This window comes from Mucilaginibacter gilvus (genome assembly GCF_004054195.1).
GTDB classification, from domain to species: Bacteria; Bacteroidota; Bacteroidia; order Sphingobacteriales; family Sphingobacteriaceae; genus Mucilaginibacter; species Mucilaginibacter gilvus.
Genome location: NZ_SBIW01000007.1, coordinates 111,247 through 137,051, shown reverse-complemented (window position 1 = coordinate 137,051; position 25,805 = coordinate 111,247). Strand labels below are relative to the sequence as shown.

General features: G+C 44.8%; 21 protein-coding genes. 16 read left to right on the top strand and 5 right to left on the bottom strand.

Annotation, left to right across the window (positions count from 1 at the left end; genetic code table 11):
• From EPL05_RS15010 to EPL05_RS15000, 3 genes are all read right to left on the bottom strand, one after another.
• Positions 1 to 3,261 carry a SusC/RagA family TonB-linked outer membrane protein gene (locus tag EPL05_RS15010; protein ID WP_128534798.1) on the bottom strand — a complete coding sequence of 1,087 codons (3,261 nt, stop codon included), beginning with the start codon at positions 3,259 to 3,261 and terminating at the stop codon, positions 1 to 3.
• Between the two features lie 479 nt (positions 3,262 to 3,740).
• Complete coding sequence (locus tag EPL05_RS24220; protein WP_208394761.1) at positions 3,741 to 3,905, bottom strand: hypothetical protein; 165 nt, start codon at positions 3,903 to 3,905, stop codon at positions 3,741 to 3,743.
• 52 nt (positions 3,906 to 3,957) lie between these two features.
• On the bottom strand, positions 3,958 to 4,398 hold the full coding sequence (locus EPL05_RS15000; RefSeq protein WP_128534797.1) for a DUF5990 family protein: 441 nt from the start codon (positions 4,396 to 4,398) through the stop codon (positions 3,958 to 3,960).
• Between the two features lie 140 nt (positions 4,399 to 4,538).
• Between EPL05_RS15000 and EPL05_RS14995 the strand changes: the two genes are divergently transcribed.
• The gene (locus EPL05_RS14995; RefSeq protein ID WP_128534796.1) at positions 4,539 to 5,213 is read left to right on the top strand and encodes a TIGR02117 family protein; all 675 of its coding nucleotides are present in this window, start codon (positions 4,539 to 4,541) and stop codon (positions 5,211 to 5,213) included.
• A 149-nt stretch (positions 5,214 to 5,362) separates the two neighbouring features.
• On the opposite strand, the gene EPL05_RS14990 is transcribed toward EPL05_RS14995, so the two are convergent.
• Positions 5,363 to 5,959 carry an FMN-dependent NADH-azoreductase gene (locus tag EPL05_RS14990; RefSeq protein ID WP_128534795.1) on the bottom strand — a complete coding sequence of 199 codons (597 nt, stop codon included), beginning with the start codon at positions 5,957 to 5,959 and terminating at the stop codon, positions 5,363 to 5,365.
• Between the two features lie 29 nt (positions 5,960 to 5,988).
• On the opposite strand from EPL05_RS14990, the gene EPL05_RS14985 reads away from it, so the two are divergent.
• The 4 genes from EPL05_RS14985 (at position 5,989) to EPL05_RS14970 (ending at position 10,757) form a co-directional block, all read left to right on the top strand.
• Entirely contained in the window at positions 5,989 to 6,444 is a 456-nt protein-coding gene (locus EPL05_RS14985; RefSeq protein WP_243837301.1) for a winged helix-turn-helix transcriptional regulator, read from the top strand.
• A 134-nt stretch (positions 6,445 to 6,578) separates the two neighbouring features.
• On the top strand, positions 6,579 to 7,667 hold the full coding sequence (mnmA, locus tag EPL05_RS14980) for a tRNA 2-thiouridine(34) synthase MnmA (RefSeq protein ID WP_128534794.1): 1,089 nt from the start codon (positions 6,579 to 6,581) through the stop codon (positions 7,665 to 7,667).
• Between the two features lie 220 nt (positions 7,668 to 7,887).
• On the top strand, positions 7,888 to 10,290 hold the full coding sequence (topA, locus tag EPL05_RS14975; protein WP_128534793.1) for a type I DNA topoisomerase: 2,403 nt from the start codon (positions 7,888 to 7,890) through the stop codon (positions 10,288 to 10,290).
• A gap of 62 nt (positions 10,291 to 10,352) precedes the next feature.
• Complete coding sequence (locus tag EPL05_RS14970) at positions 10,353 to 10,757, top strand: hypothetical protein (RefSeq protein ID WP_128534792.1); 405 nt, start codon at positions 10,353 to 10,355, stop codon at positions 10,755 to 10,757.
• Here EPL05_RS14970 and EPL05_RS14965 read toward each other — a convergent pair.
• Entirely contained in the window at positions 10,752 to 12,263 is a 1,512-nt protein-coding gene (locus tag EPL05_RS14965) for a gluconokinase (RefSeq protein ID WP_128534791.1), read from the bottom strand. The genes EPL05_RS14970 and EPL05_RS14965 overlap by 6 nt on opposite strands.
• Before the next feature lie 278 nt (positions 12,264 to 12,541).
• Here EPL05_RS14965 and EPL05_RS14960 point away from each other — a divergent pair, with 278 nt between their 5' ends.
• The 11 genes from EPL05_RS14960 (at position 12,542) to EPL05_RS14915 (ending at position 25,699) form a co-directional block, all read left to right on the top strand.
• Complete coding sequence (locus tag EPL05_RS14960; protein WP_128534790.1) at positions 12,542 to 12,931, top strand: response regulator; 390 nt, start codon at positions 12,542 to 12,544, stop codon at positions 12,929 to 12,931.
• On the top strand, positions 12,909 to 14,003 hold the full coding sequence (locus EPL05_RS14955; protein ID WP_128534789.1) for a sugar transferase: 1,095 nt from the start codon (positions 12,909 to 12,911) through the stop codon (positions 14,001 to 14,003). Before EPL05_RS14960 ends, EPL05_RS14955 begins: the two co-directional genes overlap by 23 nt.
• Positions 14,004 to 14,006: 3 nt before the next feature.
• Entirely contained in the window at positions 14,007 to 14,687 is a 681-nt protein-coding gene (locus EPL05_RS14950; protein ID WP_128534788.1) for a TolC family protein, read from the top strand.
• Positions 14,688 to 14,690: 3 nt separating this feature from the next.
• Positions 14,691 to 16,838 (top strand): exopolysaccharide transport family protein, encoded by a 2,148-nt coding sequence (locus EPL05_RS14945; RefSeq protein WP_128534787.1) that lies wholly within the window; start codon positions 14,691 to 14,693, stop codon positions 16,836 to 16,838.
• A gap of 47 nt (positions 16,839 to 16,885) precedes the next feature.
• Complete coding sequence (locus EPL05_RS24020; protein WP_166727723.1) at positions 16,886 to 17,029, top strand: hypothetical protein; 144 nt, start codon at positions 16,886 to 16,888, stop codon at positions 17,027 to 17,029.
• 12 nt (positions 17,030 to 17,041) lie between these two features.
• On the top strand, positions 17,042 to 18,547 hold the full coding sequence (locus EPL05_RS14940; protein WP_128534786.1) for an O-antigen ligase family protein: 1,506 nt from the start codon (positions 17,042 to 17,044) through the stop codon (positions 18,545 to 18,547).
• 178 nt (positions 18,548 to 18,725) lie between these two features.
• Entirely contained in the window at positions 18,726 to 19,175 is a 450-nt protein-coding gene (locus EPL05_RS24545) for an acyltransferase (protein WP_317127892.1), read from the top strand.
• A 15-nt stretch (positions 19,176 to 19,190) separates the two neighbouring features.
• Entirely contained in the window at positions 19,191 to 20,534 is a 1,344-nt protein-coding gene (locus EPL05_RS14930; protein WP_128534784.1) for an oligosaccharide flippase family protein, read from the top strand.
• Entirely contained in the window at positions 20,531 to 21,760 is a 1,230-nt protein-coding gene (locus EPL05_RS14925) for a glycosyltransferase (protein ID WP_128534783.1), read from the top strand. Before EPL05_RS14930 ends, EPL05_RS14925 begins: the two co-directional genes overlap by 4 nt.
• Before the next feature lie 28 nt (positions 21,761 to 21,788).
• Positions 21,789 to 22,976 (top strand): glycosyltransferase, encoded by a 1,188-nt coding sequence (locus EPL05_RS14920; protein WP_128534782.1) that lies wholly within the window; start codon positions 21,789 to 21,791, stop codon positions 22,974 to 22,976.
• A gap of 89 nt (positions 22,977 to 23,065) precedes the next feature.
• Positions 23,066 to 25,699, top strand: a complete 2,634-nt coding sequence (locus tag EPL05_RS14915) for a non-ribosomal peptide synthetase (protein ID WP_128534781.1) — start codon at positions 23,066 to 23,068, stop codon at positions 25,697 to 25,699.
• The last annotated feature ends 106 nt before the right edge of the window (positions 25,700 to 25,805 follow it).

Genomic DNA, 25,805 nt, shown 5'->3' with positions numbered 1-25,805 from the left:
TTAAAAAGTAACATTTACACCTAAATTGAACGACCTTACCAGCGGGTAAGCACCATAATCAATACCCGGTGCCAGGTTGGCCGGCTGAGTATTATTTGATGCGCTGCCCGAGTAGTTATAATCTACATCGGGGTTGTAGCCTTTGTATTTGGTGATGGTGAAAGCGTTTACCACGCTGGCGAAAACGCGTGCCTTGCTAATGCCTATGTTTTGTAAGGTTTTTGGCAGGCTGTAACCTAAAGTAAGATTGGTACAGCGCAGGTACGAGCCGCTTTGCAGGTAAAAAGTTGATAAACGTGTGCTGTTACTTTGGGTACCGCCGCGCGATGCACGGTAAACCATACCATTCCCCGGGTTGGCTTCGTTACGGTAACGGTCGGCAACATCGGCGTATTGGTTACCCGATCCTTCCATGTTGTACAGGTAGTAATCCTGCCCGTCTAAAATTTTGTTTCCGTACGATCCGTTGAAGGATGCACTGGCATCAAAACTTTTATACGAGGTATTGAACGCAAAACCGTAGGTGAATTTAGCGTAAGGCGAACCAATTACGGTTTTATCCGCGTCGTTTACCTTGCCATCGTTATTGGTATCTACAAAGTACAGGTCGCCCAGTTTAGGTGAGTTGGTTGATGCTGCTGATGCCGCAACTTTGGCAATATTTTCCGGCGTAACCAAACCACCTACTTTAAAGCCGTAGAACATACCCACCGGCTGGCCCTGGGTAGTAATGTTGGTTAGGTACGATCGCTCGGCGCCGTTAATAATAATGGTGTTGTTGCCCGGCAGTTTAACCACCTTGTTGAGGTTGAGTGATATATTGCCGCTCATGTTAAAGGTAAAATCTTTAGACTGAATGATCTTTCCGTCTAATTGCAGGTCGAAACCGGTGTTGCGGATCTTAGAATCGCGCAGGTTGGTTAATATCGTTGTGCTGCCAGATATAGCCGAGATAGGCTGGTTGTACAACAGGTTGTACGAGTAGCTTAAATAATAATTGGCAATGATGGATAACCGACCGCCGAACAAGCCGATATCAATACCGCCGTTATACTGCGACGTTGACTCCCAGCTTAGTTTCTGATCTTTTATACCACCTGCATAAGTAGCGGTTGTGATGGTATTATTACCAAAAACCACGCCTGTAGGGTTTGCCAGCGTTTGCTGAACACCATAGTTGGGAATGTTGTAGTTACCGGTTAGGCCCCAGCTTGCGCGAAGTTTAACTGTCGATTGCTCGCCAAGCAGGTTGTGGTAGAACGGCTCTTCCGACAACGTCCATCCAGCGGCTACCGACGGGAAGTAACCATATTTATTTAGCGGGCCAAAACGTGATGAACCATCTGCACGGAACGACCCTGTAAGGAAGTATTTACCGGCGTAGTTATAGTTAACACGGCCAAGGTAAGATAACAAGGTATAGGCCGATTTGCCTGTAGCCGGGTTAAGGGTAAAAAATGCGGCATCCGCCCCCTTACCGGTTATCTCAGGGATATTGTCGTTCTGGAAACCTTTCGCGCTAACGCTGATCAGGTCGCTGGTAGTTTTTTGCGCGGTGTAGCCGGCTAATGCATCAAAGTGGTGTTTACCAAATTGCTTATTGTAGTTTAAAGTAAACTCGGCAAGGCGATCCAGCTGGGTAATAGTTTGTGCCGTAGCTGTTGCTGCCGCTATAGACTGCGTAGAACCCGGAGGGAACGCGCCGCTACTTAAACTGGTTGGCAGGTAATAATCATACTTTTCGTTATAGGTTTGCGTACCCAGGTTAACCTTGGCGCTAAAGCCCGGCAATATAGTGTAGGTAGCATTGGCGTTGTAGGTACTGCGGTAACCTTTGCGGGTAATTTTGGTACGGGTGGCCAGTGCAACAGGATTTTCTATACCCTGGTAACCGTAGGCAGCAGACTGCGACGCTTCGGCATTGGTTGCCAGCGAGCCATCGGCATTGTACGCAGGCAAATATGGCATATAAATTAAAGCACCTAAAACCGCTCCGTGATCAAAACGGCCTTCCTGCGCCTCCCTGTTTGTATTTTGGGTATAAGCGATGTTGGCACCTACGTGCAGTTTTTTGCTTACATCACCATCAATATTGGTACGGAAGTTAATACGGTCCTGCCCGGTAGATCGGATGATACCGTCCTGCTTTTGGTAGCCGCCGCTTACATAATAACGGATCCCGTTTGAAGCGCCCGAAAAAGAAAGGCTATGCTTTTGAAAGAAAGCGTTTTGGTACAATTCGTCCTGCCAATCGGTGTTTACAGTTTGATGAATAAGCGATTGTGTGCCGAAGTTATACAGGTCAGTCGGGATACTTACACTTCCTGCATTGCCTACGTTGGCTATACGGGTTGCGTTTGCATCAGAAAACATAGCGTCGTTCCAGGTTTTTCCGGCGTTTATCCAAAGATCTTTATAGCTATTGTTGCGTCCGTCAATCAGTAACTGGGCAGCCTGGTCGGAGTTCAGCAGTTTAACTTTCTTGCCTAACTGGTTTATGCCTGTTTGCACATCGTATTCAAACTTGCCTTTACCCTCCTTGCCTTTTTTGGTGGTGATCAATACCACACCGCCCGATGCACGTGAGCCGTAAATAGCAGCAGATGCCGCGTCTTTCAGCACGTCTATACTTTCTACGTCTTCAGGGTTAATGAAAATATCGTTACCCGCCGGGTAGCCATCTATTACGTATAATGGGTCGGAGCTGGCGCTGAAGGAGCCTACTCCTCTCACCCTTATTTTGGTGCTTGCATAAGGTGCACCGCTGGTTTGCGATACCTGCACACCGGCAACTTTACCCGCTAATGCCTGCCCTAAGGTTGGCGCGGATAAATTCAGGTCGCTTGCTTTAACGCTGGATATGGAGCCAGTGATGTCGCTTTTACGGATAGTTTGGTAACCTATAGCCACCACTTCCTGCAGCATATTGGCTTGCGGCACCAATTTCACATTGATAACGGCAGTACTGCCTACCGCTATTTCGCGGGTAACGTACCCTATGAATGAGTAGGTTAGGATAGCGCCCTGGTCGGCTGATATGGCGTATTTACCATTAACATCGGTAGTTACGCCCTGCGTGGTGTTTTTTATTCGAACGGTTACGCCCGGTAAGGGTTGGTTATTTTCGTCGGTAACGGTACCTGATACCTGCGTAGCTGCGTTAGCGGTAAAGCTGGCTACAACCAGCAAAAGCGAAAAAAATGCGAAAAATAGTTTATGATTAAACCGCTTAAAAAGATCATGGGTAATCTTTTTTTTCATAGTTTTAAAAGTTAATTGTTTAAAAATGACAGAAAAGCATGCGAGCGCTTTTGTTATTTAAGGAGTTGACATCAACCGGGTGAATGTTAGCGCATTCACCGGTTGTTAATTTTGGGGGAAGGCAAAATGTTACATAGGCAATTGCTTAAGTAATGGGCGAATTTTATTTTTACTAAATTAATTTAGCTTCTGTTAGCAGAATTACAAGAAGCCACGAGTTACGCTGTAAATGTTGCAGCAAAACTAAATCACCTATCTTAAGCAAAGGCTACTTAAATATTAAGTTTGTATTAACATAAACACAAAAGGCCTGCATATAGCCGGCCTCCTATTCCAATATTGTTAATGCTGCTTACCAGCCCGTACGCACAAAGTTCAAGTTGTTTTACGGGAGGATGTTACCGCTGTCCTTTTTGGGTTATTCCCGATAAATACAAATCCTTCCAGTTCGTCGGGCCTGCCAATCTCGTCTGATACCTTCATACTACCTGTTTACCGGTTTCAATTGACTTATTCAGATCGATGTAAGTAAACCGCCACTGGTGGCCCTCCACCTTATTCTGGATCAGGATCAAAACGCCTTTATAGGCTACCCAATGCAGGTTTTGTACCCAGGGTGTGCAGATGAATTTTTTGTACAGCACGCCGGGTTCGCTTGTTTTGGCGGCTGTTTTTAGTTTCTCGGGGTCGTACAGCCTAACTTCGTTGAGTTTTCACAGTCCAGCCACCAAACGGCTTTACAGTAGCACAAGCCGGCATACCATTTTTCCCGGTGCCGGGCACGGTGGTTTCCAATTCTGCTGTGGTTGTCAGTTGATTCCAGGTAATTCCTGTTAGCGGAATTTTAAGCCGGCCGCTCCAGCCGCCGCCCCCGGCGTACGACCCAATATCGAGGTAAATAAACCGGCCACCAACCGGCCCCTGCACAAACGGTCCACGGAAATCGGGCAGTTCCTGGGTTTGAGGATCGCCCTTAATTTCTATCGTCAAATTAAAATAAAGATCGTTCCCCGCAGATGGCTGAACCTGTACGGGTTCATAACGCGAACCCGATCCTTTTTGCAAGGAGTAGGTTAGGTTTCCCGGAGGCTTTTGGAGGGTGATATGTAAAGTGATGGTGTTGGGATTAGGTGTCATATTACAAACTGGTTGGATGAAATTAGTATTTTTTGATAGATCTCAAAAATAAATACGCAGAAGGAATAGCCAATTTTATCAACTCAAGGGTTACCTTTAGCCGTTCCCCCTATTAAGTAAAAACCAAACCTGATCGATCCATGAAAAAGTTCCTGAAAATAACCCTTCGCGTAGTGTTAGGCCTTATCGCGTTTGTAGCGCTGTACCTGTTCGCGGCCTGGAGCCTCTCCAAGATCACCGTCCCCGCAGAGCCTGGCACCAGCCAGGATGTTACCATTTACATTTTAACCAACGGCGTGCATACCGACATTGTGGTGCCCGTTAAAAACGAGCAAATGAATTGGAGCAAAGAGCTCAAATTTGAAAACACTGTTGGCAAAGACACCACCGCCAATTTTGTAGGTATGGGCTGGAGCGATAAAGGTTTTTACCTGAACACACCCACCTGGGCGGAACTGAAATTCAGCGTCGCATTTAAAGCGGCCTTCGCGCTAAGTTCGTCCGCCATACATGCCACATACCACAAGGAGTTAAAGGAAAGCCCGTCCTGCAAAAAGCTGACCATCAGCCAAGCGCAATACACGCGGTTGATAGTGTACATCACCCAAAGCTTTAAAACCGACGCCGCTGGCCACTTAATGAACATAAAAACAAACGCCAACTACGATACTGATGATGCTTTTTACGAGGCTCACCGTAAGTATAACCTTTTCTACACCTGCAACACCTGGGCCAATAACGCCCTGAAAGCATGCGGGCAAAAAGCCTGCCTGTGGACGCCAGCCGATTCGCCGATATTTGATAAGTACGAATAAGCGGGTATTAAATTGGCGGCGTACTCACCCCCGTCCCCCCTCTGCTGAGCAAAGAGGGGATATTTCTCACCCTCTTTACCGAAGGGAGAATGGGTTGGGCAGCGTAGCGTACCCGGGGTGAGTCAATAGCCGGGCGATATCTATCGCTTTTAAACTGCTATACTATCTATCGCTTTTTCCAATGCATGCTCTCCTATGCCGGGCATTTTAAGGCCTTCTGCGCGGTAAACGGTTAGGTCGGTCATGCCCAAAAAGCCTAAAACACCTCTCAGGTAAGGTTCAATAAAATCATAAGCCTTCATTGGCCCTTCAGAATAGATACCGCCTGAGGATATAGACACATACACTTTTTTACCTTTCACCAACCCAACAGGCCCGTTCTCAGAATAACTAAAGGTTTTGTTGGCGCGGCAAATATGGTCTATCCATGCCTTTAAGGTTGATGGGATCTGGAAATTATACACCGGCGCGTCTATCACTATCGCGTCGGCACTCATCAGTTCGGCAATGGCCTCATCCGAATGTTTTATAGCGCCGGCCAGTTCGGGCGATTGTTTTTCTGCCGGCGTAAAGAACGAGGTAATATGTACTTCTTCGAGGTGCGGGAAGGGCGTACTGGCCAGGTTATGCGTTATTACGGTACTGCCCGGGTTAGCGGCCTGCAGTTTTTCTATAATAGCGTTGCCCAGTTTAAGGCTAACCGATTCGGCGCCGCGCGGGCTGGAGATGAGATGTAATATTTTCATTTGCTTATGTTTTTTTATGAGGCAAACCTATGTACATTAGCTATGAAAAAGATACTACTATCCCAAAGGATAGCGGTATCCTTTGGGATAGTTACGATATTTGCACCATGGCAGAAGAGAAAAAATACGGCTCAGAAACTTGCAGATCGGCCATGGGTTCGGTTAAGGATGCGTTGTATGTATTAAGCGGAAAATGGAAACTGCCGCTGATCATCGCGCTGCGCGAGGGTCCTCGCCGGTTTAACGAACTCCAGAAGGAACTGGTAGATATTACCCCAAAGGTGCTTTCCAAGGAACTGCGCGAACTGGAGTTGAACGAGTTTGTGGTACGCAAGGTATTTAACACCGTGCCAGTAACCGTAATTTATGAGATAACCCCCTACAGCGCATCGGTAAACCCCATTATAGAAGCGCTGAAGGAATGGGGCGAACAACACCGTGAACGCATAGTAAGGCACCGCAAAAACGAACCGGTGACCGTGTAGACAGCACAGCGACCACTCATACACTTCCATCCACAACTCAATACTCACAACTTCAACATCCACTCACCATTTTACCCTCCCCTGACCCAAGCCCGTAGCAATATCCCTCATAAACCCTTATCTTTGCGCTCAATATGAGCAAGCACGGAAGAATATTAGTGGCCATGAGCGGCGGGGTCGATAGTTCGGTAGCGGCAGTAATGCTGCACGAGCAGGGCTACGAAGTGATAGGCCTTACCATGAAAACATGGGATTATGCCTCTTCCGGCGGTAGTTCAAAAGAAACCGGCTGCTGCAGCCTGGATAGCATAAACGATGCGCGCGCCCTGGCCGTTGGTTATGGTTTTCCGCATTATATACTGGACATCCGCAATGAGTTCGGCGATTTTGTGATCGACAACTTTGTTGACGAATATCTTGCGGGCCGCACCCCTAACCCATGCGTGCTGTGCAACACCCACATTAAATGGGAAGCGCTGTTAAAACGCGCTGATAAGCTGGATTGCGAATTTATAGCGACCGGACACTACGCCAATATACGCCAGCAGGATAGCGGGCGTTATGTAATATCAAAAGGTAAAGACGAAAATAAAGACCAATCTTATGTGCTTTGGGGAGTATCCCAACGCAATCTGGCGCGCACCAAATTCCCTTTGGGCAGTTTCTCAAAACCCGAGATCCGCCAGATGGCCGTTGATATGGGCCAACTGGAACTTGCTGGCAAAAGCGAAAGCTACGAGATTTGTTTTGTGCCTGATAACGACTACCGCTCATTTTTAAGGCATAAAGTTGAAGACCTTGATGAACGTGTTGGCCCGGGTAATTTTGCGCTGACAGACGGCACCATTGTAGGCAAACACCAGGGTTATCCCTTTTATACGATTGGCCAGCGTAAAGGCCTTGGCATTGCTTTAGGTAAACCGATGTTTGTCACCAAAATAAATCCGGATACAAATACCGTAGTTTTAGGCACGCCCGAAGAACTGGAAAAGAAAGAAGCATGGGTACGTAACCTTAACCTCGTTAAATACGAAACCATCCCCGATCCTATCGAAGCGGTGACCAAGATCCGCTATAAAGATGCCGGTACCGAAAGCAAAATAGTGCAAATTGGAGATCACATGAAGGTATCTTTCGACCACATGGTATCGGGCATTGCTCCCGGCCAGTCAGCCGTATTTTACGAAGGCAACGATTTGCTGGGCGGTGGGTTTTTGATATAAACTCTCTTTTGTCATGCTGAGGAACGAAGCATCTAATCGCCGACAAGCATAGCCGATAAGCATATTCGCGAATAGATCCATCGCTATCGCTCAGGATGACAAGTTGGGCAATAATACGCGCCGAAACCTTACACCTTTACAAGCTTAAAACCTTTCAACCGCATAAATATTTGCGTTTCTATCGCATTTTATGTTTTCTTTGCAAAAACAACCCTATTAAATGGCTAAAAATTTACTCATAGTTGAATCACCGGCGAAAGCCAAAACCATCGAAGGATATCTTGGAAAGGACTTTACCGTAAAATCAAGTTACGGCCATATCCGCGACCTTGTGAAGTCTGAAGATGCCATCGATATCAACAATAACTTCGAACAAAAATACGAAGTACCTGCCGATAAGAAGCATATAGTGAGTGAATTAAAGAAATTAGCTAAAGAAGCAGACATGGTGTGGCTCGCGTCCGATGAGGACCGTGAGGGAGAAGCTATTTCCTGGCACTTATTTGATACCTTAAACCTTAAGGAAGCAAATACAAAACGCATCGTGTTTCACGAGATAACCAAACCGGCTATTTTGCGCGCAATAGAAAATCCGCGTAAAATAGATTACAATTTGGTGAATGCCCAGCAGGCCCGCCGTGTTTTAGACAGGCTGGTGGGTTTCGAACTTTCTCCTGTACTTTGGAAAAAGGTAAAACCATCCCTTTCTGCAGGTCGTGTGCAATCTGTTGCCGTACGTTTAATTGTAGATAGAGAACGTGAAGTAAATAAATTCAAATCAGAAGCCGCTTTTAAGATAGTAGCCATATTTGGCAAAGGTAAAAATGCCTTTAAGGCCGAGCTTGCTGAGCGTTTTAGCAAACAGGACGATGCCGAGAAGTTTTTACAAGATTGTGTAAAAGCTATCTTCGAGATAAAATCACTCGAAACCAAGCCGGCAAAACGTTCACCTGCCGCGCCTTTCACTACCTCTACCCTGCAACAGGAGGCCAGCCGCAAACTGGGCTATTCGGTTGCACGTACCATGCAGGTGGCACAACGCCTTTACGAAGCCGGTTATATCACCTATATGCGTACCGATTCGGTAAACCTTTCGGACACCGCCATAGCAGCCGCGGCGAGCGAGATCATATCTGCATGGGGCGATAAATATCACCAGAGCCGCAAGTACAAAACCAAAAACGCAAGCGCGCAGGAAGCTCACGAAGCCATCCGCCCTACGTATTTTAATAATCATACCATCAACGGCGAATCGAACGAGAAACGCTTGTACGAACTGATCTGGAAACGCGCAATCGCCTCGCAAATGAGTGAAGCGCAGTTTGAGAAAACCGTTGCAAAGATCAGTATATCAACACGCAATGAAGACTTGGTTGCCAACGGAGAGGTGATGAAGTTCGATGGTTTCCTGAAAGTATACTTGGAAAGCAACGACGACGACGAGGATAACCAAACCGCCGATGGCGAGAACGCGGTCCTTCCGCCGTTAACAAAAGGCCAGCTTTTAGACTTGCAGGAGATGACCGCCACCGAGCGTTTCTCGCGCCCGCCCGCCCGTTATACCGAGGCGGCTCTGGTGAAGAAGTTAGAAGAATTGGGTATTGGCCGACCGTCTACCTACGCCCCTACCATTTCTACCATCCAAAATCGCGGATACGTAGTTAAGGAGGAACGCGAAGGGCGCATGCGCAACTTTAGGGTACTTACCTTAAAAGATCAAAACATCACCAAAGACGAAAAGAGCGAGAACACCGGTGCCGAACGCGGGAAACTGTTCCCTACCGATATTGGTGCCGTGGTGAACGACTTTTTGGTTCAGCATTTCCAGGGCATTGTTGATTTCAACTTCACCGCAAACGTAGAAAAGCAATTCGATGAAATAGCCCAGGGCCTGCAGGACTGGACCAAAATGATCCGCACCTTTTACGACCCGTTCCATAAAGACGTACGAAGCACCATAGAAACCGCCGACAAGGCCACCGGCGAACGAGAACTGGGTATACACCCGGAGAGCGGCAAAAAAATGTCGGTACGGATTGGCCGTTACGGTCCCTTTGTACAGGTTGGCGAAACCGCGACTGAAGAAGGCGAGGAAAAACCGCTATATGCAAGCCTGCGTACCGGCCAAAGCATAGAAACCATTTCGCTTGAAGAAGCGCTGGAGCTGTTCAAACTACCCAAGGTAGTTGGCGAATACGAAGGCAAAATAATGAAAGTGGCTATTGGCCGTTTCGGACCATACATTAGTCACAACAGCGCTTTTGTATCGCTGCCAAAAGAGATAGACCCACTTGATGTTACCGAAGAGCAGGCGATAGAATTAATAGAAGCAAAGCGTAAAAAAGATGCCGAACGCCTGATAAAAAGCTTCCCCGAAGATGAAACTGTAAAAGTTTTGAACGGCCGTTGGGGCCCTTATATTGAATTTGGCAAACTAAACGTTAAAATACCAAAGGATATAACAGACCCGCTTACGCTAACTTACGAACAATGCAAAGCCCTTGCCGATGCCATGCCGAAAGATGCAAAAAAAGGCCGCTTTGGTAAATCGGCCCCGGCAAAGGCCGCCACACCTGCTAAGAAAGCACCGGCGAAAAAGAAAGCGGTGGCGAAGAAGAAATAGTTATGAGTGCTGAGTTATGGGGTTAACTCAAAACTCATTACCCATAATTCAAAACTAATACAATGATCAAAGACCTCCACCCTAATGTTGTAAAAGATATAGCTGTCGCGGTTGCTTTAGAAGGTGAAAGCGTGGAAAGTAAAACATGGTATGTTTACCTCATCAACCTGAAAGACGTGCCCCTGGAAACAGTGCTCATCACCTCTAAAGGATACGGAGAAAAAAACGGCGAGCAGGTAAAAACTTCGGTACTAAGGCACTCATTCCCGGTAATACCTCCAAAATCGTTTAAATTGATAGAACCGATAGATGAGGCCACCTTTGGGCTGAACAATGAATATTGGTTAAGCTATTACATCGGTAAAGATATCTTCGATAAAAAGTTCATCTTTTTGCCCGAGAGTATTGTAGATGGTAATTTTATCAAACTCCCGGTAGTTAACAAACCCGGTGTAATGATATTATAAGTTAAGCGCATGTATCTGGTGCATGCTTTCCTTCAAATCTGTATAAAGCTTTTTGTAGATAGGAAACATGCGGCTGTAGGTTTGATAGTGCGCCATATCGGGTTGCACAATGATACTTTTGGCGGTTTCACGGTCTAATATTTCCTGTACGTTCATACCCAAAGTTTCCATCGCTAAATAAATAGCGCCCATCGCAGAGGAATCACCCCCTTGTAATAAAACCAACCGTTTGCCGGTAATATCAGCCAGTATCTGCACCCAAACCGGCGATGATATAAATCCGCCACTTACCACAATTTCCTCAACAGGTACCGGGGATGATTCTTCAACGGCGTTCAGCACATTGTAAAGCGCAAAACAAATTCCCTCGAGCGCGGCGCGTAGAAAATGCTGCTGCTGGTGCTTAAACGTGATCCCTAAAAAAGCACCCGAGCTTTTAGCATCCCAAACCGGGGCACGTTCGGCATACAAATAGGGCAAAAATATCAAGCCATCGCTTCCCGCGTTAACGGTATCTATTTTGCTGAATAAGGCTGCGTAACCTTCACCGTCGATACTCAGCTTTAAAAAGTCCTTAATAAGCCAGTCGGCCGCGGCTCCCCCATTATTCACCGCGCCTCCGCAGATAAAAGTTTGTTGGTTAAGCCGGTAGTTAAACGTCATGGCGCGGTAGTTATAAGCCGGCTGGCTGCTCCCTACCCTAACTGCTCCGCTGGTGCCGATGGTAAGTGCTGCTATACCGGGGCGGATGGCGTTACCCCCAAGATTTGCGCAACAACCATCGCTGGCACCAATTACAAACGCGGTTTGCGGGCTAACGCCGGGCAGTAATGCTCCTTCGGGGGTGATAAAACGAGTATATCCCGTATTTACCGGTACAGAAAGTTTGCTACTTTCTATCCCCGCCAAACTGAGTGATTCCGGGTACCAATTTAACTTTAACACATCAAACAAACCCGTTGCTGATGCAATGGAGTGGTCTACCTCAAAAACACCAAATAGCTTTTGCCAAACATATTCTTTAATGGAGATAAACTTATGGGCACTTTTAAACAAGGCCGGCTCATTTTGCCGCAGCCAAATAAGCTTGCATAACGGCGACATAGCGTAGACGGCAGTCCCCGTATTGTGGTAAATATGCTCGCCTTCGGGGGATTCGCGCAACGCTTTGGCAATATCCCCACTTCGCGAATCGGCCCAAAGCAAGGCGTTAGCTAAAGCCTCCCCTTGCTCGTTCACCGGCATAATGCTATGCATGGCAGCGCTAAAGCTTATTGCTACGGGTGCACTATCAAACTGGCTGGTAATATCAATTATGCAATTTTTAAAAGCGTTCCATATCAAATTGGCTTCCTGTTCGCTAAAACCGGGCTTCGGGCTTTGTGTAGCGTAGTGATATTGCGCAGTACAAAGCGTATTACCAGCCTCATCCACGGCAACTGCTTTTGTACTTCCTGTACCTAAATCAATCCCTATAAAGTATTTCTGCGTATACGGTAACGACATAAAATCCGGTAAAATAGATACTGGCTAAGTTATTGCATTAAGTAATTAACATCGGTATTATTTGTCAACATTTTGAACTTTAACGGTTGATTTAAAATTTAGTAATGAATAATTTACTCTACTTTTAATAAAGTCATTAGTTTAGCAGTTGTAGCTGCCGGTTGTTTATAAATATTTGATAATGAATTTAATACTTGAAATTCATTATTAAGATAATTTTTTTAGCGTTTTTTGAATTAAAAGCACCATATTTATAGCATAAACAACGATATATCGGCATGAAGAAAACACTACTAATTGTTGATGACGATTTGAGTATATTAAAATTACTCAGCTTTATATTGAGTAAAGACTACGAAATTGTTGTTAAAAACAATGGTATTGAGGCTTTTAGCTGGCTTGAAGACGGCAACCTGCCTAAATTGATAATTTCCGATTTGCAAATGCCTTATTTTGACGGACAGTCGTTTATAAAAAATGTAAAAATAAGCGGGTTTTACCGCAACATACCTGTTATCATGCTATCGGCAGCACACGATCTGGAAGAACAAGTAGCTAACATGCCGTTTAAAGTGGAGGCTTACATCCACAAACCCTTCAACCCGACAACCTTAAAATCAGCCATTAACCAAGCCCTACAAGTTTATGACGCATCAGACAGCAACTGATTGGAACGAAAATTCGGGCTCTGGGGTCAGGATCGCTTATGCCGGGCTTGAACTTAAGGATTTGGTTGCTAATGATCTTGGCGATAACTTCCGCTTCGCCTTTAACGATACGCTTAAAGACCTGGAAGATTACCTGGGCAATCAATCTATACTTACCATCCCCGATATTATTTTAGTGGAGGTTGATAAGGAAGAAAAGTGTTTTGAGTTGGTTCAAAAGTTGAAGGGTAACTTTCTGACGAATGGTTTGATCATTGTAATGCTATCTACCCGCAATGATAAAAATCTGGTTAAAACAGCTATGAAGCTAAAGCTTCATGATTTTTATACTTACCCTTTCTCCACATCAGACCTGCGCGAGCGCCTTAACTTTTTGGTTAGGTTTAAACTGATAAAACCCCGCCTGCTGGAGCTTTCTAAGGAAGTAGACACTACTTATAAGATGCCCCCGGGTAAGCGCTTCTTAGATCTTTTTATTTCCAGCATAATGCTTATCTGCCTCTCGCCGGTAATGCTGGTCGTTGCTATCGCTGTTAAGTTTGATTCTAGAGGCCCTATATTTTATAAGAGCAAACGTGTAGGTACGGGTTATAAAATATTCGATTTTTATAAATTCCGTTCGATGCGTACCGATGCTGATCAGCTATTGGCACAAATGGCTGTAACCGACAACCAGTACGCTGCAGAAGAGGAAGGCTCAACTAAATCGGCCTTTGTTAAAATTAAGAACGACCCGCGTATTACCAAACTGGGCAGCTTTTTACGTAGCAGCAGTTTAGATGAATTACCACAATTGTTCAATATTTTACGCGGCGATATGTCCGTAGTGGGTAACAGGCCATTACCGGTTTACGAAGCTGAAATGCTTACCTCCAACGAGTGGTCGATGCGTTTTTTGGGCCCCGCCGGGCTAACCGGTTTATGGCAGATAAGTAAACGCGGCAAGGAAGACATGAGCGAGCGAGAAAGAAAAAAGTTAGACAACTTTTATGCGCAGAAGTACTCGTTTTGGCTGGACGTAAAAATTATTATAGGTACCGTTCCTGCTTTATTTCAAAAAGAGAAAGTTTAATTTATGAATATCAAGTTTAAACTATTGGGCCTTATACTACTTAGCTTTCTGCTTACAAATAGTTTGCGCGCCCAGGAATCGCTGATACCGGATATCTCTTATCCATACTTAGAAAGACTTATTGCTACAGCAAAAAAGAATTACCCCGAGATAAAGTTGCGCATAGCACAGGTTAACCTGGCAAAGAGCGCGCTTCATCAGGCCAATGTTTCCTGGCTCGACGCGTTTACTGCATCATACATATACAGCCCAAAAAGCTCAATTAACCTTATACAACCAACTATCTTTAACGGCTACCAGTTAAGTGTATCTGTAAATTTAGGTCAGTTTTTAGCCAAGCCCTTCGCATCGCGCGGTGCAAAAGAAAGCGTTAAAATCGCCGAATTTCAACAGCAGGAATATAACCTGAGTATTGAAGCCAATGTAAAACGTTTATATTTTCAATATTTAGCTGCGCAGGCTGAGCTAAGGCTGCGGTCTGGCGCTATTATAGACGGCGAAACCGCCGTAAAGCAATTAAAATACTCTTTTCAAAAAGGCGAAACTACGTTCCAGATCTATAACGAGGCTTTAACGAGCCTATATCAACAGGGTGGGTTTAAAGTACAGGCAGAATTAGCGATGTTGAGCGCGAAAACCAACCTTGAGGAGGTTTTGGGCGTTAAATTAGAAGAGGTTAAATAAAACATGGAGTTTGTAAGTTTTTTGAAAGTTTTATGGAAGCATAAAAACCTGCTGATCATTATTCCGCTGGTTACTATTATCATCTCCTACTTCCTGGTAAAAAATCTGGCGGATAAATATGTATCCAAATCGCAAATAGCGACGGGGATTATTGATGAATCGCGCCACTTGCTTGATAAAGAAAGCAACAGTGCGGCCCAGGCGCAGCAAATAACCCAAAGCTTTAGTAACCTGATAGAGATAATGAAGCTGAAAAAGCTCATTAACCAAGTATCCTACCAGCTAATATTGAACGACCTTACCAACCATACTCCCTTTAAGCCATACAGCAAGCTGTTTTTAAGCATGAATGCTGGCGCCAAAAAACATGCCATTGAAGTTTTCAAGGGCAAGTTTCAGCGTATGGAGCCGATGGATTACTACAATAAGGATGAAAATGGCTTGAACGAACTCCTGCGGTCAATGAAGTACGATGAGCGTAGCCTCCGTGAAGACATCCTAATCGTACGTGATGAGGACAGTGATTTTATCTCGGTGAGTTATGAATCGGCTAACCCGCAGCTATCAGCGTTTGTTGTAAATGTGCTTTGCCGTGAGTTTATCAGCTATTACACCAACACCATTAAGCAAAACGAAACGGACGCGGTTACCTTCCTGGCAAAGCTGATGGAAGAAAAGCGTAACGCGCTGAATAATAAAACCGCGCAACTGCAACAATACAAAATAGCAAACGGCGTGCTCAACCTGGAGGAACAATCAAAAGGTATATTCGACCAGATGATGGTTTATAACGACCGTAAACAACAGGCCCAAAAAGATGTGGCTTCATATAACGGCGCTTTAGCTAATATCAATAATAAATTCGACCCAAAAGATCGCAGTTACATCGAGGCTTCTTTAAGTAAGTACAATACAGCTGTAGTGGGCACACAGGAGCAACTGCACTTGCTTACTGATAAATACGTACGCAGCAATTTTGCACCCCAGTACAAGGTGCAGATAGACTCGTTGACCAAACAATTAACGCAGCAGATAAACCTCACATCTGATAAGTACATTACCAACCCCTTAACGGGAAAGGATGCACTGGTTACGCAAAAATTAACGCTTGAAGTATCGCGCGACCTGGCCAAATACAGCATTGTTGCCATTAGTACTGCTTTAAACCAGCTTAACGCCAAGTTTAACCGCTTGGTACCGTTCGACGCTACCGTAAAAACCTACAATTTTGAACTGGATATTGCCAGTAAAGAGTATTTGGAGGTACTGAATAAGTACAACGAAACCAACCTTAAATCCACCTTCTCTATAAAACTGAGGCAGGTGGACTACGCTACGCCTGATGCCGCCGAGCCTTCAAAAAAGATGCTGCTGATCATATTGAGCGGTTTTGCGGCCTTCGCGTTTTGTATCATTGCGTTATTTGTTCTCTACTTTTTTGATGACACCATTAAACAACCTGCCGAACTGGTTAACCAAACCAACCTGCCATCGCTGGGTTATTTAAATGCAGTAACCGGTGGTACGCTCGATCTGAAAAAATTATGGGATGTGGAACACCGCGAAAAGATGAAGCACTTTAAAGAGCTTATCCGATCCATAAGGTTTGAGGTTGACCAGGAGCTAAAAGGCGAAAAGGTGCTGGCTATTACCAGCCTTGCACATCACGAAGGAAAAACCGTACTGGCCATAAGCCTGGCTTACTCCTACGCCATGATAAACAAAAAGGTGTTGCTGATAGATGGTAATTTTGGCAACCCAACCATTACCAACACCGCCCAACCGCGCTTGTATATTGAGGATTATTTTAAGAACAACCCTGACAATTATGAAGCTTTTTCTGGCGCGACAACTGTTTTGGGCAACCATGGCGGCGATGTAACCCTGCTTGAGGTAAGTGACGAGAAATTTATCCGCAGCCGCTTTAACGAACTAAAAACCAAATACGATATTATTATTATTGAAACTCCCGCCCTTTCAACATTAAATAAGTCGAAGGAGTGGATATTGTTTGCCAATAAAACAATAGCTGTATTTGAAGCCAATAAAGGTGTAAAAAAATCGCAAAGGAATGATTTGAACTACCTGCGCAACCTTAACGATAAATTTGCCGGCTGGATCTTAAACAAAGCCGACATACCTGAAAATTAAAGGCCGCGTTTAGCTTTATTGCTTTGTATATAATAAGCCTTGCTAATATGAAAATAACTCCGAACACCCAAAGCAAAGCCGACCCTTACGAAGGGCTTTCCCCGCTCGAAAAAAAAACACGTAAAGCTGCTATCGTATTTGTATTTGCAGGTGTATTTGTTTGGGCGGTAAAAATATTAATTCTCGCATAAACCGGGCCGAACATGCTTGATAACCAGGTACAAAATAACGGGCTAAAAGGGTATTTACGCAAAAAACTGCAACTAAGCAGTTTAACCACTACAACTATAATATGGCTGCTGCTGCCTGTTGCAATATTTATTAGCGTAGTGGTTGCAAAAATGGGCATTATAGGCGTTGCCGGGCTGTTAGCCGTTATAATAGGTATACCTGTTGTTTACGGCATTATAGCTTACCCGCAATTTGGGATAGCGGTGTTAATGGTGGTATCGTTCATGTTAAATTACGCTTCGGAATTTTTGCCGAACGACACCCCTACCGGCATTTTGCTGGATGGCATCACCTATATGCTCATCTTCGGCTTTTTTATTAAGAAGAAATTTGACAACAGCTGGGATTATTTTAAAAACCCCATCACCTATTTAGTACTTATCTGGCTTGGCTACAATTTCCTCGAAGCCGTAAACCCCGCTTCTCCATCAATACTGGCCTGGGTGTATACGGTACGCACCGTAGGTTTTATTATGCTGATGTATTTTGTATTCCTGTACCAGATAAATAATATCATATACATCAGGTTTCTGTTTAAGATTTGGCTTGGCTTGTGTTTGTTAGCCGCTATTTCGGGTTTTCAGCAGGAAAATTTCGGCTTAATGGAGTTTGAGCGCAAGTGGTATTACTCAGATCCGTTGCGTTTAAGCTTTTTATTCATCAACGGGCATTTGCGTAAAGTGGCAATTTTCCCCGATCCGGTTACCTTTTCCTACAATATGGTTGTGGCAGCAACCATGTGCATTTGTTTTTTCATGCTCAATATCAGTAAAACCAAAAAAATTATTCTGGGGTGTTTGATCCCTTTTTACCTGCTTACTATGCTTTACAGCGGCACCAGGGGCGCCTATGTGTTGCTGCCCGCGGCGTTGGCATTACTTGCCATACTTAAGTTCAACAAAAAAATAGTTGCCGCTGTGCTTGCGGCAGGGTTTATGTTGGTTATTGTAGTGTTCATGCCAACTTCAAACGCAACAATAAAACGTTTTCAATCGGCCTTTAATCCATCGGCCGATGCTTCTTTTAATGTAAGGGCCGAAAACCAGAAACGGATTAAACCGTATATACTGTCGCACCCGATTGGCGGCGGTTTGGGCTCGGTAGGTATTTGGGGGCGCAGGTTTGCGCCAAACTCCATGCTTGCCAAGTTTCCGCCAGATAGCGGTTACGTACGCGTTGCGGTTGAAATGGGCTGGGTAGGCTTACTATTGTTTTGCACCTTAATGTTTGTAATTTTATATACGGGTATCAACCATTATTTCCTGATCAAGAACCCCGAATTAAAAACATACTGTTTGGCAATGGTATTGGGTATATTTATTTATAATATTGGTAATTACCCGCAACAGGCGCTGGTGCAGTACCCTTCCAACATTTTGTTCTATCTTGCAAGTGCGTTGCTTAACGTAACAATGCGATTGGATATTGCAGAAAGGAAAGCGCAGGGCGATACCAGTATTAAAGGATTGAAAGCATAATTATTTTTTATAGATGTCGGTACTTGCCGTAATAAAATCTCACCCTCGTATAAAAAAATTTGCGCATTGGCTTATCGTTAGGTCGGGCCATTCCAGGCCGCGCTATTGGGTACGATGGTTTGTAAACCCGTTTTACCATGATCGCAGTTGGAATTCGATAGTAGGCTCCTATGCGCGAATGGACGTATTTCCTTTCAATGACTTCGTCCTTGGCGACCACAGCATTGTAGAAGACTTTGCAACGCTAAATAATGGCGTCGGCGCTATTATTATTGGCCACCACGTAGGTGTTGGTATCTCCAACATCATTATAGGCCCTGTAACGTTGGGCAATTACGTAATGATGGCGCAAAACATCGTACTGTCTGGCCTTAACCACGGTTACGAGGATATAACCCTCCCGCCGCGGGTACAAAAAGTAATTACCAAACAAATCACCATAATGGATAACGTTTGGATAGGTGCAAACAGCGTAATAACTGCCGGTGTTACCATTGGCAAACACGCGGTAATTGGAGCAGGCAGCGTGGTAACAAAAGATATACCCGAGTATAGTGTGGCTGTTGGTAACCCTGCGAGGGTGATAAAAAGGTACAATTTCGAAACCGGGACTTGGGAAAAAGTTTAACACCTATTGGCCTATATGTCGTTTTTTAAAAAGATCGTAAACAAGCATACTATCAATTTGGCCAGCAGCGCGGCAATGCCTGTTATTGGTTTGTTAGTGCTATCGCAATTAACGCGGCATTTCCCTACCAAAACCGACTTTGGTAATTACGTATTCTTTTTACAGACATTTCTGCTCGCTGATATGTTTCGTACCGGCTTCCTGCAAACATCCCTTGTGAAGTTTTATGCCGGTGCGCCTAAGGAACGTGCGCTTAACGTAGCAGGGTCTGCCTGGGCGGTTGGCTTTATACTTACCTTTGGGTTGGCATTTATCGATCTTATTATTTACTTTTTTGTAAAAAGCGGCAACAGTGACCTTGAAGCTACGCTTAAATGGTTTGGCATCATCTATATCTGCACGCTGCCATCGGCTATAGCCGGTTGGATACTGCAGGCCGAGGAACGTTTCGATAAAATGTTCATCATCCAGGTTATTAACCAGGGCGGCTTTCTCATACTGGTGTTACTTATTATCTTTTTCAAGGCCATCAACTTCGAAACCGTTTTATACTGCTATCTGGGTACTAACATTTTCACAAGTTTGCTTTGCATCGTTATGGGCTGGTCGCAGGTACGTGCCATCAGGCATAAATCCCTCCAATCCATCAAAGAACTTTTAAACTTTGGCAAATATGGCGTTGGAACCTCCATTGGCTCTACGCTGCTTCGCAGTTCTGATATTTATATCATCAGGGGTATGTTCCCCCCGGCATTTGTAGGTATTTATTACATCCCTCAGCGTTTGATGGAATTTTTTGAGATACCTATGCGAAGCTTTGTAGCCACCGCACTACCCGAGCTTTCTACAGCAGCACAGCACGATAATAAACCGGCCGTAGCTCATGTCATGAAAAAATACGGCTCTCTGCTTACTGTTTTGTTAATACCTATAGCCGTTGGGGGCTTTTTTCTTGGGGGCGTTGTTATTCATATTCTATCCGGAGAAAAATATGAGGGGAGCGAAGCGTTCAACATCTTCCGTATTTTTCTGTGCTATGTTATTATTATGCCAATGGACCGATTTTTTGGCATTACCTTAGATATTTTAAACAAACCGCATCTGAATATGATGAAAGTATTCTTGATGCTAACCGTTAACATTATTGCCGATTTTATTGGGATAGCCATATTTCATAATTTATACGGGGTGGCCATAGCCTCCCTGTTTACCTATTATTCGGGGCTGATATTTGGTTACATACAATTAAAGAAACATCTTAAATTCAGTTTGCGCGATGTGCTGGTGGTAGGTTTTGGAGAAGTAAAGGCTATGATACAGCACGTGCTGCATAAACAGGCCAAAACAAAAAATATATGAGCTTAACCGGGCGAAACATTGTCATCTTTTCGCAGATGCAGTTCGATGGAAAACTCGAGTCTACCATATATACTATGGCACGGCTACTGGCAAAGGATAATTACGTGTACTTTGTTGACAGGCCCTTTACTTGGAAAGATTACTTTAAGTTTAAGGATACCAGGGCTTACCAGGTGCGCAAACCGCATTTTTTCAATTCCAAAAATAGCTTCATCCAGTCGGACCTGCCAAATTTCAGGATCGTTATTTGCCCGCCGGTACCCTCTATCAATATGCTGCCCGAAGGTAAAGCCTATCGCCTTGCGGTAAGGTTTAACGAGTGGATGGTGGCGGCGCGCTTAAAAAAAGTATTTAAGCAGCAGGGCGTTACCGATTATATTTATATCAATTCATACAATTTTTCGTACCCGCAGCTTCACAAAATAATCGAACCAGCACCTGCCCTAAGCGTTTACCACTGTGTAGACCCGATAATTGAAGAATACCAACTTAAACATGGCGTACACAACGAGGAGATCCTGGCAAAAAGTGTAGATATGATCATCTGTACCAGCCGCGAGCTGCGCAATAAAAAATCGTTCCTTAATCGCAACTCATACTTTGTGGCCAATGCAGCTAATCTTACGCACAGCCAAAAGGCATTAGATCCAGCGTTGCCGGTTGCAGAGATACTGTTGGGTATCAAAAAGCCGGTTATAGGCTATTTCGGCGCGATTGAACGCCGGATAGATTATTCGCTGATAAAAAAAGTGATTGCCGATAACCCTGATAAAAGTTTTGTTTTTGTGGGCCCGATAGATGGAGATTATATCCGCGATGGCAACTTTACTGCGCCAAACCTCCACCTGCCCGGCCCGGTTGCCTATGAACAAATGCCGGCCGTGCTAAAAGGCTTTGATGTTTGTATCATTCCTTTTAAAAAGGACGATGTGAGCAATAACATATTCCCGCTGAAACTGTTCGAATATTTGGGTGCCGGGAAACCGGTGGTATCAACAGATTTTAACGACGACCTGCAGAATTTCACGGCGGGCCTGATGCCTTATTGCAGTACGGCGGACCAATTTTCGGCAGCTTTAAATACCGCTTTAATAGATGCACAGGCAACCGAAAAGGTAGAACAACGTATAAGTATTGCAGCCAATAACACATGGGAGCATAGAATTGCCGATATTAAAGAATTATTATCAGCGGCATTGACCGAAAAAGGCAAAACGGTTAGCTAAATTTACAGTTGATTAAACAGGCTTAAAAATGGACATCATAAAACTCATCTTCTCTATCATTTTTACCCTCGTATTTATATACATGGGCATTTACAGCCTGTACCTGTTTATATTTTCAATAGCGGGCAAACTTATTGTTCAAAAAGCGCCACCTGTGGCATCTGCTTACAGCAAATTTGTAATTTACATTTGCTCATATAAAGAGGATGCGATCATCCTTGATTCGGCAGCCCAGGCCCTTACCATAGATTACCCAAAGGATAAATTTCATGTCTGCGTTATTGCCGATTCGATGCAGCCTCAGACCATAGTTAAGCTGAAGGAAATGCCTTTGCAGGTGGTTGAGGTAGTGTTTGAAAGCAGTACCAAATCGAAGGCGCTTCATGCAGCAATTGCCAATACTTTTGAAGATTTTGATGCGGCCGTGGTATTTGACATTGATAACATTGCCGCGCCCGATTACCTGCGCCATATAAATGATTACCTGCACGCCGGCAAAAGGGTGATACAGGGCCATCGCGTGGCAAAAAACACCGAAACCCCGGTTGCGATATTAGATGCCATAAGTGAGGAAGTAAATAACCACATTTTCCGCAAGGCACAACAGGTTTTTAACCTCAGTTCGGCCATAATTGGTTCTGGCATGGCTCTTGAATACCGGTTATTTAAGGATACTATGGCCCAGATAGATGCGGTAGGCGGTTTTGATAAAGAGATGGGGCTTGTGCTGACCCGCCAAAACATCCACGTGGCTTATGCCGATGCGGCTTTGATATACGATGAAAAGGTAAGTAACCCCGAAGTATTTAAAAAACAACGCCGCCGCTGGCTTTCGGCCCAGTTTAACCTGTTGAAGACATACGGAATGACGGGCTTTACAGAGCTATTCACGCGCGGTAATTTCGATTACTTTAACGAGATCTACCAAACCGCCATCCTGCCAAGGATATTGATGCTGGGCCTGATGCCTTTTATGCTCATCATATCGCTTCTAACGCCGGGTGTAGGGCCATCGTGGCAAATGTGGCTCACAGCAACCGCGCTTTGTTACATTGGGATATTGGTGGCGGTACCGGCGCAGTTTTTCAACAGCAAGTTATTAGGAGCGGTATTAAAAATACCCATGATATTTTTCGCGATGCTGGCTTTGTTGTTTAAATTGAAAGGCGCGAATAAGAAATTTATTCACACACCGCATAATCCAACGAGCAACTAATACGTATATAGGTGTGCGATAACACACTTTAAATAATAGATAAAGAATAGGTTTTAGCAAAGATCCCGCCTGCTTAGCTAATTGAATATATGGAAGCAACAATACTTAACAACACCGGGGTACATTACCCAAAAGAGAAGGCTTTGTTCGATCTTTTTAACGAGAGCGCACAGGCATATCCAGATAAAATTGCCATTAGCTTTCACGACCGTTCTTTAACCTATACCGAGGTAGCCAATACTGCCAACAGGATAGCCGCATTATTGGTTCAAAAAGGGATCAAAAAAGGTGACATTATTGGCTTGGCATTAGACCGCACGCCCGAGATGATCATCTCGCTTTTAGCCATCCTAAAATCGGGCGCTGCTTACGTTCCTCTTGATCCTGAATACCCAAAAGACCGCATAGAATTTATGCTGGAAGATTCGGGTGCCAAAATTTTAATTACATCTGCAAAATACGCCGGCCATTATGCGGCAAATACCACCGAGGTATTAATTGAGCAGGCTCTGGCAGACTCGGCAGCATTGCTACCCGAGCAACCCAATGCAGGCGTTACCGGTGCCGACCTCGCTTACGTACTTTATACATCCGGCTCAACAGGTAAGCCCAAAGGAGTGCAGATTGCCCACCATAGCCTGGTGAACCTGATGCTGAGCTACAAAAAAGTGCCGGGCATTACCTCTGCCGATAAAACACTTGCGGTTGCCACTATTTCATTTGATATAGCAGGTGTAGATATTTACCTGCCGCTAAGCAATGGTGCAGAACTGGTGCTGGCAGATTCCATCACAGCTAAAGATGGGCGGGCTCTTTTAGATATTGTACGGAACAATGGGATTACCATATTACAGGCAACACCTTACACCTGGCGCATGATGCTGGAGGTTGGCTGGGAGGAGCACTTACCTATAAAGGTATTTTGCGGTGGTGAGGCAATGGCCAAGGATCTGGCTGCAAAACTTATCCCCCGTTGCGATGAGCTTTGGAACATGTATGGCCCTACCGAAACCACTATCTATTCTATCATAAAACATGTTACCGATGCCGAGGATATTACCATTGGCTACCCGGTTGCCAATACGCAGATATACATTGCTGATGAGCAATTGAATAACCTTACCGGTGGCGGCATCGGCGAGATACTTATTGGTGGGGATGGCCTGTCGTGGGGGTATTTAAACCGGCCCGATCTGAGTGCCGAGAGGTTTATTGATAACCCTTTCTCAACCATTCCCGGTGATAAAATATACAAAACCGGCGATCTGGGTAAACTCAAACCCGATGGCGAGGTGGTATACCTTGGCCGGATTGATCACCAGGTGAAAGTGCGCGGCTACCGTATCGAACTCGGCGAAATAGAATTTAACCTGGGCAAACTGGATAGCATTAAAGAGGCTGTTGTTATTGCGCGCGAAGATACACCCGGTTACCCTCGTTTGGTTGCCTATTTATTGCTGGATAACGGGCAAACGGGGCACCCGGCATCTGAGCAATTAGACGCCTGGCAAAACGCGCTGCTTGCCGTATTGCCGGAATATATGGTGCCCGATGATTTTGTACTGCTGGATGTTATCCCATCAACCCCTAATGGTAAAATAGATCGTAAGGCGCTCCCAAAACCCGATTATAGCTATATCGTCCGCTCCGAAGCTTTTGTTGCGCCGCGTACCAGCAACGAAAAACTGGTGGCCGATATCTGGCAGGAAATGATGGGTCTGGATAAGATAAGCATGGTAGATAACTTTTTCCAGTTGGGCGGCCGTTCCTTAGTAGCGGTAAAAATAATGGCCAAACTGGAAGAGAAAACAGGCAAACGCCTGCCATTGGCCACTTTATTTGAGTACTCCACCATAGAAAAATTAGCAGCACGTCTGGAGATCAATTCCGAGTTAATTACCTGGGATTCTTTAGTGCCCATAAAGCCAATGGGCAGCAAAATGCCTTTGTATATTGTGCACGGCGCAGGTTTAAACGTGTTACTATTTAACGCGCTGGCCATGAATCTGGACGAAGAACAACCCGTTTACGGCTTACAGGCAAAGGGTATCAATGGTATAGATGAGCCCCTGGACGTAATGGAAGAAATTGCTGCCAACTACGTGGAAGAGATCATCAACCACGACCCGGTTGGCCCTTACGCTGTTGCCGGTTACTCTTTAGGGGGAATGATCGCTTACGAAATGGCCAAACAGATGCTGGCAATGGGTAAAGACATAAGGATGCTTGCAATGTTTGATACCTATGCCGACCAAACTAAGATACATACGCCACCACTCAAACGCGCCATAACAGATGCCTGGTTCCTGGTAAAACAGCTGGCCTATACCCCTATCCTGTTCATCGAAGACCCTAAACGTACCATTGAGTATAAAAGCCGCGAAATTGGCCGCAGAATTACCAAGATCTATAAAAAGGCATTCCCAAATAAAGTAAAGAAGAAAGAAGGTTTTGCCGCTTACACCGATGATATCCACGAAAAGAGCGAAATGGCGCAACGCAATTATTTGCTAACGCCTGTCGATATTAAGATAGAACTTTTCCGTGCTAAAAAGAAAACTTTCTATATGGATGATTCCAAAAATTTAGGCTGGATCCCTTATGCTTTAAAAGGTGTCAACGTACATGATATCCCGGGCGAGCATAACACCATCTTCGCTCCGCCAAACGATAAGCAATTTGCAAAAGTATTGCAGGAGTGTTTGGATAAAGCGGTGAAATAAAAACGGATACGGATTTTACGAATTTACCACAGAGTGCGCAGAGAAAAAACGCAGTGAAGCACAGGGTTCGTCCTTTTAAAAAGAAGCTAAACCTCATCGCCATCTT

Excerpts from the sequence above, each read along its gene's own strand:
- EPL05_RS15010 (WP_128534798.1), bottom strand. The coding sequence starts at position 3,261 with ATGAAAAAAAAGATTACCCATGATCTTTTTAAGCGGTTTAATCATAAA.
- EPL05_RS15000 (WP_128534797.1), bottom strand. The coding sequence starts at position 4,398 with ATGACACCTAATCCCAACACCATCACTTTACATATCACCCTCCAAAAG.
- EPL05_RS14995 (WP_128534796.1), top strand. The coding sequence starts at position 4,539 with ATGAAAAAGTTCCTGAAAATAACCCTTCGCGTAGTGTTAGGCCTTATC.
- EPL05_RS14990 (WP_128534795.1), bottom strand. The coding sequence starts at position 5,959 with ATGAAAATATTACATCTCATCTCCAGCCCGCGCGGCGCCGAATCGGTT.
- EPL05_RS14985 (WP_243837301.1), top strand. The coding sequence starts at position 5,989 with ATGTACATTAGCTATGAAAAAGATACTACTATCCCAAAGGATAGCGGT.
- mnmA (WP_128534794.1), top strand. The coding sequence starts at position 6,579 with ATGAGCAAGCACGGAAGAATATTAGTGGCCATGAGCGGCGGGGTCGAT.
- topA (WP_128534793.1), top strand. The coding sequence starts at position 7,888 with ATGGCTAAAAATTTACTCATAGTTGAATCACCGGCGAAAGCCAAAACC.
- EPL05_RS14970 (WP_128534792.1), top strand. The coding sequence starts at position 10,353 with ATGATCAAAGACCTCCACCCTAATGTTGTAAAAGATATAGCTGTCGCG.
- EPL05_RS14965 (WP_128534791.1), bottom strand. The coding sequence starts at position 12,263 with ATGTCGTTACCGTATACGCAGAAATACTTTATAGGGATTGATTTAGGT.
- EPL05_RS14960 (WP_128534790.1), top strand. The coding sequence starts at position 12,542 with ATGAAGAAAACACTACTAATTGTTGATGACGATTTGAGTATATTAAAA.
- EPL05_RS14955 (WP_128534789.1), top strand. The coding sequence starts at position 12,909 with ATGACGCATCAGACAGCAACTGATTGGAACGAAAATTCGGGCTCTGGG.
- EPL05_RS14950 (WP_128534788.1), top strand. The coding sequence starts at position 14,007 with ATGAATATCAAGTTTAAACTATTGGGCCTTATACTACTTAGCTTTCTG.
- EPL05_RS14945 (WP_128534787.1), top strand. The coding sequence starts at position 14,691 with ATGGAGTTTGTAAGTTTTTTGAAAGTTTTATGGAAGCATAAAAACCTG.
- EPL05_RS24020 (WP_166727723.1), top strand. The coding sequence starts at position 16,886 with ATGAAAATAACTCCGAACACCCAAAGCAAAGCCGACCCTTACGAAGGG.
- EPL05_RS14940 (WP_128534786.1), top strand. The coding sequence starts at position 17,042 with ATGCTTGATAACCAGGTACAAAATAACGGGCTAAAAGGGTATTTACGC.
- EPL05_RS24545 (WP_317127892.1), top strand. The coding sequence starts at position 18,726 with ATGGACGTATTTCCTTTCAATGACTTCGTCCTTGGCGACCACAGCATT.
- EPL05_RS14930 (WP_128534784.1), top strand. The coding sequence starts at position 19,191 with ATGTCGTTTTTTAAAAAGATCGTAAACAAGCATACTATCAATTTGGCC.
- EPL05_RS14925 (WP_128534783.1), top strand. The coding sequence starts at position 20,531 with ATGAGCTTAACCGGGCGAAACATTGTCATCTTTTCGCAGATGCAGTTC.
- EPL05_RS14920 (WP_128534782.1), top strand. The coding sequence starts at position 21,789 with ATGGACATCATAAAACTCATCTTCTCTATCATTTTTACCCTCGTATTT.
- EPL05_RS14915 (WP_128534781.1), top strand. The coding sequence starts at position 23,066 with ATGGAAGCAACAATACTTAACAACACCGGGGTACATTACCCAAAAGAG.